The following is a 15,394-nucleotide window of genomic DNA, read 5'->3' as shown; positions in this document are numbered from 1 at the left end:
TCCCGCCGGGGGACGGGCCGGATGTCCCGGCCGGATCACCGACGGGAGTGCAGCACCGTGCGCACCAACAGGCCGGCGACCAGGGCCCAGAACGCGGCGCTGACGCCGAGCACCGCGATGCCGGATGCCGCGACCAGGAAGGTCACCACGGCGGGGAGCCGTTCGCCGGGGTCGTCGATCGCCTGCTGCACGGCCGCCCCGAACGCCCCGAACAGGGCGAGGCCGGCGACCGCGGGGATCACGGCATCCGGTGCGAGCAGCACGAGCGTCGCGAACGCGGCGGAGAATCCACCCAGCACGAGGTAGGAGGCTCCGGTCGAGACGCCGGCGACCCAGCGACGCCGCGGGTCCGGATCGGCGTCCGGCGCGGCGGCGAGGGCGGCACTGATCGCCGCGAGGTTGATCGCGTGTCCGCCCGCCGGTGCGCCGAGCGCACTGCCGAGTCCGGTCACGAGCATCGCCGGGCGCCACGGCACCTCGTAGCCGAAACTGCGCATGATCGCGATGCCCGGCACGTTCTGCGAGGCCATGGTCACGATGAAGAGCGGCAACGCGAGACCGACCAGTGCGCCCACCGACCACGTCGGTGCCGTGAGCTCGACGCGCGGAAGGAGGAGCGCGGGATCGACGGCCGCGCCCTCCCGGATGAGCGACACCGCGACCACCACGGCGGCGGCCACGAACGCCAGCGGGACGGCCCAACGCGGTGCGAGCCGGGCGGCGATCAGCCAGGTCAGGGCGACGGGCGCCACGCCCCAGGGGTTCTCGACGAGCCCGGTGAGGGGAGCGAGGCACAGCGGCAGCAGCACCCCGGCGAGCATGGCCTGCGCGATCGACGGCGGGATGCGGGCGATCAGCGCGCCGAGTGCCGGCCAGAGGGCGGTGAGCAGGATCAACGCCGCCGCGACGAGGAAGGCGCCGACCGCGGCGGGCCACCCGCCCTCGACCGTTCCGGTGGCCACGAGCAGCGCCGCGCCGGGTGTCGACCACGCGGCCGTGATCGGCATGCGATACCGCCAGGCCAGCACGATGCACGCGAGCCCCATCGTGAGGCTCGCCGCGAGCAGTCCGCTCGCCGCCTGTGCGGCCGACGCCCCCACGGCGCCGAGCCCGGTGAGCACGACCGCGAACGAGCTGGTGAAGCCGACGAGCGCGGTGACCACGCCCGCCAGGATGGGGCGGGAGAGGGGGGCGCTGCCGGGCATCCTCCGAGGCTAGCGCTCCGCGGGCTCGGTGCGTGCGCCGTCCGTGTCGTCGATCCGTGCCCGCTAGGCGAGCCCGAGACGGTACGCGAGGACCACGGCCTGCACGCGGTCGCGGGCACCGAGCTTCTGCAGGATGCGCGAGACGTGGGTCTTCACGGTCGCCTCGCCGATGAACAGGGCGCCCGCGATCTCGGCGTTGCTGCGCGCATCGGCCAGCAGCGCCAGGACCTCCGCCTCGCGGTCCGTGAGGGGCTCGGCGAGCGGCTCGGGCGACGGCCGAACCGCGGGTGCGGGGGCGGCTGCGGGCGCGACGGCGGCTGCCGGTATCGCGGTGTCGGTTCCTGTGCCGGTGCCGGTGCCGGTGTCGGTTCCTGTGCCGGTGCCGGTGCCGGTCGCGAAGCGGGCCAGCACGCGGCGGGTGACCTCCGGCGCCAGCATCCCGTCGCCCGCCGCCAGCGCCCGGACCGCCGCGATCAGGTCCTCCGCGCCGGCGTTCTTCAGCAGGAATCCGCTCGCTCCCGCGTCGAGCGCGTGGTGCAGGTAGTCGTCGCGGTCGAAGGTCGTGACGATCGCGATGGCGGCCGTGATCGCGGGGTCGGCCACGATGCGTCTGGTCGCCTCGATGCCGTCCATGTCGGGCATCTGCACGTCCATGGTGATGACGTCGGGGAGCAGCGCGGACGCCTGCGTCACGGCATCCGCGCCGGTCCCCGCCTCGCCCACCACCGTGATGTCGGGCTGGGTCTCGAGGATCGTGCGGAATCCGGCCCGCAGCAGCGCGTGGTCGTCGACGAGGAGGACGCGGATCGCTTCGGTGCTCATGCGGAGTCCTTCATGGTCGTGGTCTTCGCGGAGAGTGGTACCCGCGCCCGCACCCGCAGGCCGCCGAGCGGACGGGGCGTGACCTCGATCGTGCCGCCGGAGGCGATGGCCCGCTCGCGCATGCCGAGCTGGCCGAGGCCCGGGCGCAGCGGGCCGACCGAGCGGCCGGTGTTGACGATCTCGACCTCGACGCCCTCGTCGTCGTAGCGCACACGCACATCGGCGGTCGCCCCGACGCCGGCATGCCGACGGGCGTTCGTGAGCGATTCCTGTGCGATGCGGTACAGGTTGACCGCGACGAGCGAGGGCACGGCGCTCGGTTCGCCGATCACCGCGTAGTCGGTGGGGAGACCCGCCTCCGTGGAGGCCTCCGCGAGTTCGGCGATGTCGTCGAGCGTGAGGGTGGAGGCCGGCTCCAGCGTCTCGCCGCCGGGGGTGCGCAGGGTCTCGAGCAGCTGCCGCAGCTCGCTGATCGCATCGCGCGCCGAGGTCTCGATGCTGGTGAGGATGCGGGCGGACTGCGCGGGGTCCTGGTCGATCACCAGCCGTGCGGCCCCCGCCTGCACGCCCATGACCGACACGTGGTGCGCGACGACGTCGTGCAGCTCCCGGGCGATGCGGACGCGGTCGAGGGCGACGGCCTGGGCGGCGGTGACCTCGCGCTCGCGCTCCAGCTCGGCGGTGCGCTGTTCGAGCACCTCGCGTTCGGCGGCGGAGTTCCAGGCGCGATCGCCGATGTAGTACGCACCGCCGAAGTAGAGCGCGTTCAACAGGATCTGGATCATCATGAACGCGATGTACGGCGAGAAGGCGCCCGCCATGACGTCGGCATCGTCGGCCTGCGTGATGGCCTCGTAGTACATCGTGATCAGCAGCCACGCGAACATGCCGACGATGATCGCGATGCGCACGATCATCGCGCGACGGCGGTCGTTCATCCACGCGCCCACCGAGTACAGGCCGATGAACATCGCGATGTTGCCGACGTAGAGCTCCGGGATCTTCACGGTCACCGCGACGAAGTAGGCCGTCGCGGTGATGACGGCGACGATGCCGGGCCAGCGTCGCCGGAACGCCAGCGGTCCGGTCACGACCACCGCGTAGACGAGCGCGGTCCACAGCTCGGCCTGCTCGTCGCCGTAGATCAGCGAGATCGACGAGAGCCCGGCGCTGAGGATCGCTCCGGCGAACAGCACGACGGCGAGCAGCAGATCGCTGCGGTACTCGCGGGCGGTCGGTGTGCGGGTGAACGGCATCCCTCCACCGTAGGGCGGCGGTGGATGCCGTGGCATCCGTCGCGCGGGGGAGATCTGCTGGTGCGCCGCTTTCGCACGATCGCATAACTCGCGAGACTCGACTATTCCGTCCCGTGCGGTTTGCCCCTAGATTCAGAGACGCATCGCCGCAGGAGTGGCGCGCAGGATCCGGGGCTTGTCGGCGACGTCGCTGTCGCACGCGCATCTCCGTCGGGAGGGGATGGACGATGTCGTCAGGAAGATCGATTCGACGAGGAACGCTTCGCGCGATGCTCGCGGGGACGGCAGCGGCCGTTCTGGCTCTCACTGGAGCGGTCTCGACTGCCGCCGCTGACGTCGAGCCCACGACGACGATCACCGGCACGGTGACGCGCGAAGCCGACGGAACCCCGGTGGAAGGTGTGGGGGTGTTCCTCTCGAACGTGACCACCGGTGGCTTCTCCTTCAACGGGTCGTCGGATGTGAACGGAGAGTATGCGGTCGCCGATCTTCCGGCCGGAGAGTACGTCGTCCGATTCGCCCCGGACTTCGCCGCCCCGGACCTGGTGTCCGAGTTCTGGGACGGCGCGCCCGATTTCACCACCGCTCAACGCATCACGGCCGTCGGCGGGGAGACGATCGCCGACATCGATGCCACGCTGCAGAGCGCCGGGTCGATCAGCGGGACCGTGACCCGCGAAAGTGACGGCACCCCTGTTCAGGGTGCAGCCGTCACCGTGTCCGACGGCCAACAGGGAACGGTCGGCACCGCGTGGAGCGGCGCGGACGGCACCTTCCGCGTCATCGGCGTGCCGGACGGGAACCACACCGTGCGGTTCGACGAGCCCTTCGGCAGTCCTCTCGTCACCGAGTACTGGGACGATGCCCTGGACAGCGCGAGCGCGACTCCTGTCACCGTCGTCACCGGGCAGGAGACCAGCGGTATCGATGCAGCGCTGAGCGAAGCCGCGACCATCAGCGGTGTCGTGACGCGTTCCAGCGACGGCTCCCCGGTCGAGGGCACGGTGACGATCACGAGCCCGGCGAGTGGCGGTCAGCAGGTATCGGTCGGTGTCGACGGGAGCTACAGCGCGCAGGTGGACCCGGGCAGTTACACGGTCCTGTTCTCCGGCGAGGGGCAGCGAGTGCTCCCCGAGTACTGGGAGGACGCACCGCGTGAAGCCGACGCCACACCGGTCACCGTCGGTTCGGGACAACGACTCGAAGCGATCGATGCCGAACTCGCATCCGCGACCGCGATCACCGGCATCGCGCGGGCGGAGGGTGCGCCGACGGCGGGACTGGTGATCGCGGCCCAGGCAGACGGCGAGCAGGTCGGAACGACGGTCACGGGCGTCGACGGCTCTTATGAGCTCGTCCTTCCGGCGGGGACCTACACGCTCAGCGCCGCCGGGCCCGCGTTCGACCCCGTCTACGCGACGCAGTACTTCCCGACAGCGACGACACCCCGCTTCGCGACGCCGGTGGTGCTCGGCGCGGACGCCGACCGGACGGACGTCGATTTCGATCTGGTCAGGGGAGGCAACATCCAGGGGGCGATCCAGGGTGTGGGCGCCGAACTCCCGGAGAGCGGAGCCGAGGTCACCGCCTATGTCCTGGACGGGTCGGGATGGTATCCCGTCGCCACGGCGATCACCCAGGATGAGTACATCTTCGGAGGCCTGGACCCGTCGGCGCCGCAGGCAGGTGGTCCGCTTCCTGCGGGGACGTACAAGATCGGAGTCGAGGCCGACGGATTCTGCACCCGATTCTTCGGAGGGGCGACGACACTCGACGGCGCGGACACCCTGACACTCGCAGCCGGGGCGAACCTCGTCGACGTCGATATCGCTCTGACCGTCGAATGCGCTCCGCCTCGGCCTGAGCCGGTCCTCACTCTCTCTGCAGATTCGGTCCGCGCCGGTGACGAGATCGGAATCTCCGGGATCAACTTCCCGCCGGGATGGACGATCGAATTCCAATTGCACTCCGAACCGATCCACTTGGGGAACTTGACCGTCGACGCAGCCGGAGTGGTCAAGGGAACCCTGCGCATCCCCGCAGACGCAGAAGTCGGGGAGCATTACATCCTCGCCCGACTGGGCACCACGAAGCTGGCGACCGCGACACTGCAGGTGACCGCTGCCGCCGGCGTGGGCGGCGTCGCGACCGGATCCGGGGGAGGGTCGCTCGCGAACACCGGCGCGGAGGCGCCGACGTTAGCGCTGATGATGGCGCTCGGACTGCTGAGCGCCGGCGTCGTCCTGGTGCGCCGCCGCCGTGTCGAGAGCTGAGACCTGGCTCCTGGGCCGACTGGCTCTTCACTCGTGACGTTGAACGAAGACGGGACGGCGGACTTGGTAGAAATTCGACTGGTTGACGGATTGTGAGATTGCGTGCAAATCAAAAAGACGCTGATGGTGGGTGGTCTCGGACTCGTGGCACTCATTCTTGTGGTGGTCCTTGGTTTCGCCATCATCGCACCAGTATTCACTGCCACACGCGGCCCGGATTCGCAATTTGAATACCCGATTAGTTGGCAACCCGCACGTGAGCCGAATTCGGATTCAGCGGGACCTTCGATATTGAGGCTGAACGAAGATGGGACTGCGGATTTTACCGGCATTCAACTCGGAGAAATTCGGAATACCGCAGATGGTCGTCAATGTCTCGAGGGGAATGGTGATGTCTCCTCTGGTCGCGGCGTGTGGGAGGTAGATGGCGACGGTGTGCTACGCGTCAATAGTGATTCGGGTGACGCCGCCTTTCTTCCTGGTCGTGGTCGCTTCACCGGCCCTGACTGGTCAGAACTGCGACAGCCATTCTGTGATCACACGTACATTGATTTCAGCCCGATCGTTTAGCGTGATATTGCTGAGCCGATGCGCTTTGGATCAACTCGTAATGAAGCTCGCCTACCGAACTCGAACGCTGCAAGTCGCGAACTGCGCGTGATCGATGCCCCCGGGTCGCGATCTTGGGATTGCGATTTCGCTCAGCAATCGCCCTGAGCCGACGAAAAGGGTTGCACCGACCGATCGATTGCGCCTAGCGAGATCATGGTCGTCGGTAGCGACGACCCCAGCCTCATCGACAGCGTCAGCGTGAACCTGATGATCGGGCGCGGCATCCGAAATTTCCCGCACGTGAATCGACAAACGCCGACAGGTCACATCCGTCCCTTCAGGATTCCTGGGCCGGGACCGAAGGTGAGGATGCCCGTTCGCTGAGTGATCGCCGAATTCGGTGACGTGACCGTTGACCGCGACCGGAGCGATGGAGTTGCCGATGTGGAGTCGGAGCTACTGGTTCGCCGCCTCCCAGATCCCGGTGACCGACTGCCAATCACCGCTTCAATGACGTTGGCAAGGTGTCGAGGGTGTGCGGACGTACTCTGGCGCAGAGGGCAAGCCGATCGCGGAGACGGGCTGGCCGGTACTACATTGGGCACCGTCAGAGTGCATCCTCCTTGCGATCTTTCACAAGAGCTACTGGCGGTTCTTGAAGAGAGCAAGTGATCGCCTCTTCAGCCAGGCGCTCGCCGACGCGTTGATGAACCCCGGAGAAAGATCAAAGATGATCCTGTTCGTTGGAATAGGTGCAGCCTTGATGGGGCTGATTCAGATCGCGTTCGGGCTCGGCTTGATCTGACAGGGTACTTCGGCGAAGCCATCGAGAGCCAACGTCAAGTACAGCTGGTAGGCGGGGAGGCAGGGCGCGATGCAAATTACACTGAGCGCTGGGGGCATTATGGGGCCCTATGACAGCACTCCAGCATGACTACAGGTCACTCATAGACCTTGTCACAGCAGGGGCCCTGCCGAAACCCACGAAGTCGAACAAAAAGTTCTTGCAGCCAGGAGGGGGACCGCTCGTCGAGCTTGCCCCGAACCATAATGCCCCAGTGCCGGAGGCGGGGATCGGTGCGCAGGTCTGCATTGTCGTGGTTTGCGGTGCGTATGAGCGCGGTTACGAGGGGGCAGAGTTTTTCAATAGCCACTGGAGTGGCTATTGAGGCGTCAGTAACCGTAGGGTATCCAGTGAGGACGCCAACGGCTGGTACGTTATCGGAGAATGCTCGGCGACTGCCTTCGTTGGGGCGGGCGCCCAGGTCGGAGTAGGGCTTTCTGATCAGGCGAATCCCGAAGGTGGTGTGCGATTGAATTCCACATCCTCGGGTTCGGTACGGGTGGGCGGCGGTGGTGGGTGTAGTGCCGGCGTCAAGTACAGTTGGTAGACGGGGAGGCGGGGCTTAATGCAACTTCCATTTATTGTTGGAGGCGTTCTTGTGCTTGCTGGCACAGCTTTGATTCTCGCTAGGAGACAGTTCCCGAGCTTCATCCATGTCGGTCTCAAGAGATTTTACGGTGAGCCCTTCGCGGATATGGTGTATCAAAGAACCTCGCCCGGATTGATAGTTCTCGTGGGAACCGTAATTGTGCTTCTTGGTCTGTTTAATATTGTTGAAGTCTTATGGCTGTGAGTTGTCGAGATATTCGCAAGTTGCGCAGTGCAGGCGCCGTCAGCCGCGTCCGAGCAACCGCTCGATCACCCGCGCGACGCCGTCCTCATCGTTCGACACCGTCGTCTCGTTCGCGGCATCCTGCACCACAGCATCAGCGCCGGCCATCGCCACGCCCCGCCCTGCCCAGCGCAGCATCTCGACGTCGTTGAGCGCATCGCCGAAGGCCACGACGTCGGCGCGGTCGATGCCGAGGTGCGCGCACAGGCGAGCGAGGCCGGTGGCCTTCGTGACGCCCTCGGCCATGACCTCCACGAACGGCGCCCCCGAGAGCGTGGCCTCGAAGCCGGTGAGGCCGAGTGAGTTCAGGGTGTCGAACAGCACGGCGGGGGCGAGCTCGGGATGCCGGATGACGAACTTCACGCTCGGGGCCGACAGCACCTGCTCGAGCGGCACGCCGCCCATGGTCTCGGGAGCGCGCTTGTGATCGCGCATCTCGGCGATCTGGGCGTAGCCGTGCTGCGCGACGAAGGTCTCGCCTCCCTCGCGCACGCTGGCGAACAGCAGGCCGGGGATGCTCGTGCGCAGGGCCTCCGCGAGCGTGCGGATCGTCTCGGGGGGCAGCTCTTCGGCGAACAGCATCCGTCCCTCGGAAAGGTGCACGGCGTACGCGCCGTTGCTGCACAGGGCCCAGTCGTCGAAAGCCGCGTCGGCCGCGATGGTGCGTAGGCCGATCGGCTGACGGGCGGTCACGGGGATGACATGCACGCCCCGATCGCGGGCGGCGTCGAGGGCCCGGCGCGTGCGGGGCGTGACCGCGGAGGTGGAGTCGAGCAGCGTGCCGTCGAGATCGGTCGCGATCAGCCGCAGGCTCACGAGAAGATCATAGGCAGATCGTCGTCGTCCTCAGCCCCGCCGAGGGTCAGGTCGACCACGACGGGCACGTGGTCGCTGGGCTGCTCGCCCTTGCGCTCGTCGCGGTGGATCGAGGCGCCGGTGACGGCATCGGCCAGCGTGCGCGACCCGAGGATGAAGTCGATGCGGATGCCCTCGTTGCGGGGGAACTTGAGGCGCTGGTAGTCCCAGTAGGTGTAGCCCTCGGGGAGCAGCGGACGCACCACATCGGTCACCCCCGCGTCGGCGAAGGCGAAGAAGGCGTCGCGCTCGGGCGGCGAGACGTGCGTCGACCGGCCGATCACGATGTCGGGGTCGCCGTTGTCGTCGTCGAACGGGATGATGTTGAAGTCGCCCACCAGGGCCAACGGGAGATCCGGGTTCGCCGCGAGCTCGGCCGCCGTGGACTTCTTCAGCTCTTCGAGCCAGTGCAGCTTGTACGCGTAGTGCGGGTCGTCGAGCGAGCGGCCGTTCGGCACGTACAGGCTCCACACCCGCACGCCGTCGACCATCACGCCGAGGGCGCGCGCCTCGAGCGGGGCATCCGGTCCTTCATGACCCTTGGCGAAGCCCGGCATGCCGTCGAACGCCGTCCGTACATCGGTGACCGGCAGGCGGCTCGCGATCGCGACACCGTTCCACTGATTCAGTCCGTGCACCTCGACGTGGTAGCCGGCTTCTTCGAACGGGCCGTAGGGGAACTGCTCCGGCTTGCACTTGATCTCCTGCATCGCCAGGACGTCGATGTCTTCGCGCACGGCGAATTCGACGGTGCGGGCGACGCGGGTGCGGATGGAATTGACGTTCCAGGTGGCCAAGCGCATGCGTCCAGCCTAGTTGCGGCATCGGACACGCAGACATCCCGCGGAACACCGCACTCGCGCCTTCTACACTGGATGCCGTGACCGCACTCGACGCAGACCGCCAGACGCTCCTCGACCTCATCACGGACGAGGCGGTGTTCCACGGTGACTTCACCCTGTCCAGCGGCAAGAAGGCGACGTACTACGTCGACATGCGCAAGCTGACCCTCGACCACCGGGCCGCCCCGGCGATCGGCCGCATCATGCTCGACCTCGTCTCCGACCTCGACGTCACCGCTGTCGGCGGACTCACGCTCGGCGCCGATCCGATCGCCAACTCCGTGCTGCACGCCTCGGTCGCCACCGACCGCCCGCTCGACGCCTTCGTGGTGCGCAAGGAGCCGAAGGACCACGGCCGCGGGCGCCAGATCGAGGGCGCCGACGTCGCCGGCAAGCGCGTCGTCGTGCTCGAAGACACCTCGACCACGGGGCAGTCCGCGCTCAAGGCCGTCGAGGCCCTGCGCCGGGAGGGCGCCGAGGTCGTCGCCGTCGCCGTGATCGTGGACCGCAAGACGGGCGCGCAGGCCGCCATCGAAGCCGAGGGCCTGGAATGGCGCGCCGCCTTCGACCTCGACGACCTCGGACTCGACCCCCAGTGACCCGGTACGCGCTCGCCGTCGACGTCGGCGGCACGAAGATGGAAGCCGCCCTCGTCGGCGCGGACGGCGTGCTGGTCGACGGCACCCGCAGCCGTCAGCCCACCGGACGCGCGGCCACTCCCGCCTCGCTCGACGCCGCGGTGCGGGCGATCGTGACGCATGCGCTGGCCGCCGCTCCCGCCGACGCCGAGATCGTCGGTGCGGGTGTCGGCAGCGCGGGACCCATCGACCGCACGGCCGGCGCGATCATGCCGGTCAACATGCCCCTGGCGCGCGGCTTCGGGCTCGCCGCCGCGGTGCGCACCGCGGCATCCGCTGTTCTCGGACGTGATGTGCCGACCGTCCTCGGGCACGACGGCGGCGCGCTGGCGCTCGCCGAGTCGTGGCTCGGCGCCACGCAGGATGCCGGGGCCTCGCTGTCGATCGTCGTGTCGACGGGTGTCGGCGGCGGTTTCGTCGTGAACGGGGCCTACATCCCGGGCGCGACCGGCAACGCCGGCCACCTCGGCCAGGTGCGTCGAGAGGGCGGAGCGACCCTCGAGGAGATCGCCTCGGGTCCGGCGAGTGCCGCGTGGGCGCGGCAGCAGGGCTGGGACGGCGCGACCGGCGAGGACCTGGCGCGGGATGCTGCGGCCGGCGTGGCCGTGGCGCGCGCCGCCATCGAGCGTTCCGCTGCCGCGGTGGGCGAGGCGCTCGCCGACGCCGCGACCCTCGTCGACCTCGACACGGTCGCCATCGGCGGCGGCTTCTCCCGCGTCTCCGAGGACTACATCGACCTCGTGCAGCAGGCGCTCACCGCGAGCGCCGCGCACGAGTATTCGCGCAGGGCGCGCGTGGTGCGCTCCGGTCTGGGTGACGAGGGGCCGCTCATCGGGGCTGCCGCTCTCATCCTGCGCTGACGGCGCTGACGGACTGACGGCACTGACGGCGCTCACGTCCGCTCGCGCTGCGGTCGTCGCGCGGTTCAGCGGCTCGTCGTCAGGAGGTGGCGCGGGGGACCCTCGAGCCGCGCGATCGCGATCTTGACCTCGGTCACGTCCGACGCCAGGGCGTCGATGCGGTCGGTGAGTTTGGCTTCGGTCGCGTCGATCCGGTCGGTGAGCTTGGCTTCGGTCGCGTCGATCCGGTCGGTGAGCTTGGCCTCGGTCGCGTCGATGCGGTCGGAAAGCTTGGTCTCCGTGCGGTCGATCCGCTCGGTGAGCTTCTGTTCGCCGGTCTCGATGCGATCGATCAGCCGGGCCTCCGTGGCATCCATGCGCCGCACGAGCCACGCCAGGCCGACGAACAGGCTCGCGCCGAGCGTCAGGACGACGCTGACGCCGCTGATCACGATCGCGAGGGTCTCGGCGGACACGGGCACGGCTCCGTTCTGGGTCGCTGCGGGAGGGGCGGCGGGTTCATCAGCGACGATACGCCGCCCCCGCGCGGCCCACGAACGGAATACCGGTATGCGTGGAAAGGCGTGGACAACACGGTCACGCGACGGATGGTGCAGGGAGAGTGGAGCTCTCAACGCGGCGACGAGCTCGCGCGCCGCGTCCGCACCGCGCCGACCACGATGACGGCCACGAGCGCGCACAGCCCCGCCGACATCAGCAGGGTGGTGCTCGAGGCGGGATCGCGTCCGACGACCAGCACCAGCGCGGGTACGAACGTGCCGCCGACCGCTCCGCACGCCACGAGGGCACCGGTGACCGCAGCGCCGCGCGCGGCATCCAGGCGGTCGAGCGCCAGCCCGAGGATGAGCCCGTAGCTCGGGGCGAGAAGGACGACCGCTGCCGCGAGGGCGAGGAGCGCGATGATCGGGGCGTCGCTCACCGTGACCCCGGCGGTGGTCATCAGGCAGGCCGCGCCGACCGTTCCGACGGCCAGGATCGAGACCGGCGAGACCGAGCCGCGTCGGAGGGCGGCGGCGCCGAAGCGCCCGAGGGCCATCAGCGCCCAGAAGACCGAGGTCCCGAGCGCGGCCGCCGCGGGGTCGAGGGTGAGTGCGCGACCCGGGATCACGGCCGACCAGCCGGAGAGCACGGTCTCCACTCCGACGTAGAGCGGCAGGGCCAGGGCGAAGGGGAGCAACATGCGCAACCCGCGCAGGTCACGCCGCTCCGGGGCCGCGGAGATCGACCGCGGGGCGCTGCCGGCGAGCAGGACCACCGCCGTGAGCGGGACGGCGGCGAGGATGCTCAGCGCCGCAGGGACGGCGGCCCCCGCGGCCACCGCGAGCGGCGTGAGGGCGGCGCAGACGGCGACGGTCCCCAGCAGCGCGCTCAGCAACCCGGTCGCGCTGCCGACGGCCGCGGCCTTCGCGGCGACCGATCCTGCCGCCTCGACGAGCCCGAATCCGAGTCCGGCGACGGCGGCCGCAGCGATGAAGATCGTCGGCGCGGGGGCGAGCGCGACCGCGACGAGCGCGACCGACTGCAGTCCGGTGCCGATCAGGAGCGTCATCCGCGTCGGGCGCCGCACCAGCAGAGGGCCGGAGAGCAGCACGCCCACGAGAAGACCGGCGAACAGGGCCGGCACCGCGATGCTCAACGGTGCGTCCAGCCGCTGTTCGGCGGCGGGCAGCAGGGCGGGGACGAAGGCCGCGGTGACGCCGAGACTCGCGAACGCGGCGAACAGGCCCGCTCGCGCACGCCGGGGGGAGGGGATCACGCGCCGCCGCCCCGCGCGCGGTGCACGGCGGCGTAGGTGTCGCGGATCGCCTCCATCGACCGGTCGTAGTTCGATTGGGCGACCCCGATGAACAGGCAGTCGACGACCATGAGCTGGGCGATGCGGCTGCCGAGGGCCCCCGAACGGAAGCCGGTCTCGCGGGCGGCGGTCGTGAGCACGATGTCGGCCTGCCCGGCCAGCGGAGCACCGGAGTGGTTCGTGATGGCGATCGTGGTCGCCCCGGCGTGCCGGGCGAGCAGGAGGAAGTCGATCGTGTCGGTCGTGGCGCCCGAGTGCGAGACGGCGATCGCGACATTCCCGGGGCCGAGGGTGGCCGCCGAGGTCCACGCCGCATGCGGGTCCGACCACTCGAGCGCGGTGCGGCCGATGCGGGTGAGCTTGCGCTGCAGATCGAGTCCGGCGATCGAGCTCGCCCCGACGCCGAAGATGTCGACCCGTGTCGCGGCGTTCACGGCGTCGACGGCCGCGCCCAGGGCCGTGGTGTCGAGGACCTTCGCGGTGTCGGCGAGGGAGAGCGTCTCGGCGAGCGAGACCTTCGCGACGATGTCGGCGAGGGTGTCGTTGCGGTCGATGTCACCGGAGACCGGGGGAAGGGATGCCGTGTCGAAGGTCTCCCGTTCCACGTCGCGCAGCACGTGATTGCGCAGCTCGCGCACGTGGTCGTAGCCGAGGCGCTTGCAGAAGCGCACCACCGAGGTCGTGGAGGTGTCGCAGCGCTGAGCGAGTTCGGCGATCGAGAGGCCGGCCGCCTCGGCGGGGTTCGCGAGGAAGAGGTCGGCGATCCGCTGTTCGCTGGGTCGCAGCTCCGGACGGATGCCGCGCATGCGCACGAGCACGGGGTGCCCGCCGGCATCGTCGCGGGCGGCTTCAGGGGGCATGGGTTCTCCGATCGGTGACTCCACCCTAGAGGAACTTCTATTACATAAGTAGAGACTTTCGTGTACTTTTGGTACCACCAAGACCGACGACGTTCGCGGGCGAGCAGGCACAGCCGCCTCCCCGACGCCATGGCGACGCGTCCCAGCCAGCAGGAGGAATCAGCAATGAGCACAGCACGGCGGGCGTCACTGGGCGCTCTCATCGCGACAGGTGCCGCTTTGGCGCTCGTCATCACGGGATGCTCCGCACCGGCATCCGACTCACCGTCGACCGACGGCACCGCCGGCGGCGACCTGGTCGTCGGGGTCACCAGCGACCCGGACACGCTGTTCCCCTGGAAGGCCACGCAGTTCCAGGCCGTCAACGTGCTGCAGAACCTGTACGGCACGCTGACCGAGTTCGACGAGGAGCTCAACGTCGTCCCCGGGCTCGCCGAGTCGTGGGAGGTCTCGGAAGACGGTCTCACGCTCACGTTCACCCTCCGTGACGGCGTCACCTTCGCCGACGGCAGCACGTTCGGCTCCGAGGACGTCAAGTACTCCCTCGACGCGATCGCGCTCGAGGAGACCGCCGCGGTCGCGCGTACCTCGCTCGCCTCCGTCACCGCGGTCGAGGCGACCGACGAGAAGACCGTCACGCTCACGCTCAGCGCTCCGGATGCGGCGCTCCCGGCGAACCTCGCCGTGATCAACATGGCCATGCTCTCCTCGGACGACACCGAGGAGGGTCTCAACACGACGCCCAACGGCACGGGTCCCTTCGTGCTGGAGGACCGCACGCCCAGCCAGTCGCTGACGCTCGCGAAGAACGACGACTACTGGGGCGACACCGCGCTGCTCGACTCGGTCGAGTTCCGCGTCATCCCCGACGAGTCGTCCATCGTCTCGGCGATGCAGTCCGGCAACGTGCAGCTCGCCGTGTTCGACGACCCGCTGGTCGCGCAGACGGCGGAGGGGGCGAACGTCACCGTCGCCACCACCCCGCAGCTGAGCTACCACGCGCTGCAGCTCAACGCGACCCGTGGCGACCTCACCGACGTCAACGTCCGCCTCGCGATCCAGTGCGCGATCGATCGTCAGGAAGTGCTCGACACCGCCGCCCTCGGCGAGGGAGAGGTCACCGGACCGATCACCGCGCCCGCGTTCAAGTCCGACCCGGAGTCGCGTCCGTGCCCCGAGCGTGATCTCGACAAGGCGGCCGAATACCTCGACGAGGCCGGGAAGTCCGACGGCGTCACCGTCAAGACGATCGTCTCGCAGGGCGAGTACGCCACCTCGGTGAACGAGGCGCAGAACCTCAAGGCGCAGCTGGCCGAGGCGAACATCACGCTCGACATCGAGGTGCTCGAGTCCGGTGCCTACGTGGACCGCTGGATCGCCGGCGACTTCGACGCCGCCGTCGCGCTCAACGGCGGACGCCCCGACCCCGACGGCATGTACGGCCGCTACTTCACCAGCACCGGCAACCTGAACGCCGTCGCCGGCTACTCCTCGCCCGAGCTCGACGCGCTGTTCGCCGAGGGGCGTCAGACCGCCGACCCGGAGGCGCGCAAGGACATCTACGCGCAGGTCTCCGACGAGCTCGAGGACAACGCGGCGTGGATCTGGCTGTTCACCAGCTACACGTACACCGCCACGGCCTCGACCGTCGACGGCTTCGTCCCGATGGTCAACGGCTCCCTGCAGTACCTGCGGACCACCTCCATCCAGTAGCGGATCGAGGGGGCGCGGACGGCTCCGTCCGCGCCCCCTCCTCCCCG

General features: G+C 69.1%; 13 protein-coding genes. 5 read left to right on the top strand and 8 right to left on the bottom strand.

Going from position 1 to position 15,394, the window contains the following annotated elements; translation table 11 throughout:
- Window positions 1–35: 35 nt before the first annotated feature.
- The 3 genes from ACWA14_RS14665 to ACWA14_RS14655 form a co-directional block, all read right to left on the bottom strand.
- A complete protein-coding gene (locus ACWA14_RS14665; RefSeq protein ID WP_463794958.1) occupies window positions 36–1,205 on the bottom strand; it encodes a benzoate/H(+) symporter BenE family transporter in 1,170 nt (389 codons plus the stop codon).
- 63 nt (window positions 1,206–1,268) lie between these two features.
- Complete coding sequence (locus tag ACWA14_RS14660) at window positions 1,269–2,027, bottom strand: response regulator (RefSeq protein ID WP_463794954.1); 759 nt, start codon at window positions 2,025–2,027, stop codon at window positions 1,269–1,271.
- Window positions 2,024–3,283: a sensor histidine kinase gene (locus ACWA14_RS14655; protein WP_463794952.1), complete on the bottom strand. Its 1,260-nt coding sequence runs from the start codon at window positions 3,281–3,283 to the stop codon at window positions 2,024–2,026. Before ACWA14_RS14655 ends, ACWA14_RS14660 begins: the two co-directional genes overlap by 4 nt.
- 269 nt (window positions 3,284–3,552) lie before the next feature.
- Here ACWA14_RS14655 and ACWA14_RS14650 point away from each other — a divergent pair, with 269 nt between their 5' ends.
- Both ACWA14_RS14650 and ACWA14_RS14645 read left to right on the top strand, forming a co-directional pair.
- Window positions 3,553–5,556 carry a carboxypeptidase regulatory-like domain-containing protein gene (locus tag ACWA14_RS14650; RefSeq protein WP_463794950.1) on the top strand — a complete coding sequence of 668 codons (2,004 nt, stop codon included), beginning with the start codon at window positions 3,553–3,555 and terminating at the stop codon, window positions 5,554–5,556.
- 102 nt (window positions 5,557–5,658) lie between these two features.
- Complete coding sequence (locus tag ACWA14_RS14645) at window positions 5,659–6,126, top strand: hypothetical protein (RefSeq protein ID WP_463794947.1); 468 nt, start codon at window positions 5,659–5,661, stop codon at window positions 6,124–6,126.
- Between the two features lie 1,658 nt (window positions 6,127–7,784).
- Here ACWA14_RS14645 and ACWA14_RS14640 read toward each other — a convergent pair.
- The gene (locus tag ACWA14_RS14640) at window positions 7,785–8,600 is read right to left on the bottom strand and encodes a Cof-type HAD-IIB family hydrolase (protein ID WP_463794945.1); all 816 of its coding nucleotides are present in this window, start codon (window positions 8,598–8,600) and stop codon (window positions 7,785–7,787) included.
- Window positions 8,597–9,442, bottom strand: coding sequence for an exodeoxyribonuclease III (locus ACWA14_RS14635; RefSeq protein WP_463794940.1), 846 nt, complete (start codon window positions 9,440–9,442; stop codon window positions 8,597–8,599). The genes ACWA14_RS14640 and ACWA14_RS14635 overlap by 4 nt, the downstream gene beginning before the upstream one ends.
- Window positions 9,443–9,519: 77 nt before the next feature.
- On the opposite strand from ACWA14_RS14635, the gene pyrE reads away from it, so the two are divergent.
- Window positions 9,520–10,080 carry an orotate phosphoribosyltransferase gene (pyrE, locus tag ACWA14_RS14630; protein WP_463794936.1) on the top strand — a complete coding sequence of 187 codons (561 nt, stop codon included), beginning with the start codon at window positions 9,520–9,522 and terminating at the stop codon, window positions 10,078–10,080.
- Entirely contained in the window at window positions 10,077–10,979 is a 903-nt protein-coding gene (locus tag ACWA14_RS14625) for an ROK family protein (RefSeq protein ID WP_463794932.1), read from the top strand. Before pyrE ends, ACWA14_RS14625 begins: the two co-directional genes overlap by 4 nt.
- 65 nt (window positions 10,980–11,044) lie before the next feature.
- Here the strand turns inward: ACWA14_RS14625 and ACWA14_RS14620 are convergent, their stop codons facing one another.
- The 3 genes from ACWA14_RS14620 to ACWA14_RS14610 all read right to left on the bottom strand — a co-directional run bounded on the left by ACWA14_RS14620 (window position 11,045) and on the right by ACWA14_RS14610 (window position 13,634).
- Window positions 11,045–11,434, bottom strand: coding sequence for a hypothetical protein (locus ACWA14_RS14620; protein WP_463794928.1), 390 nt, complete (start codon window positions 11,432–11,434; stop codon window positions 11,045–11,047).
- Window positions 11,435–11,589: 155 nt separating this feature from the next.
- Complete coding sequence (locus ACWA14_RS14615; protein ID WP_463794925.1) at window positions 11,590–12,735, bottom strand: MFS transporter; 1,146 nt, start codon at window positions 12,733–12,735, stop codon at window positions 11,590–11,592.
- Entirely contained in the window at window positions 12,732–13,634 is a 903-nt protein-coding gene (locus ACWA14_RS14610) for a MurR/RpiR family transcriptional regulator (RefSeq protein ID WP_463794922.1), read from the bottom strand. Before ACWA14_RS14610 ends, ACWA14_RS14615 begins: the two co-directional genes overlap by 4 nt.
- 165 nt (window positions 13,635–13,799) lie before the next feature.
- On the opposite strand from ACWA14_RS14610, the gene ACWA14_RS14605 reads away from it, so the two are divergent.
- Window positions 13,800–15,347, top strand: a complete 1,548-nt coding sequence (locus ACWA14_RS14605) for an ABC transporter substrate-binding protein (protein ID WP_463794920.1) — start codon at window positions 13,800–13,802, stop codon at window positions 15,345–15,347.
- Window positions 15,348–15,394: the final 47 nt, after the last annotated feature.

This window comes from Microbacterium sp. TW_SC_2 (assembly GCF_055361165.1).
This window is presented reverse-complemented; position numbering and strand designations above follow the sequence as displayed.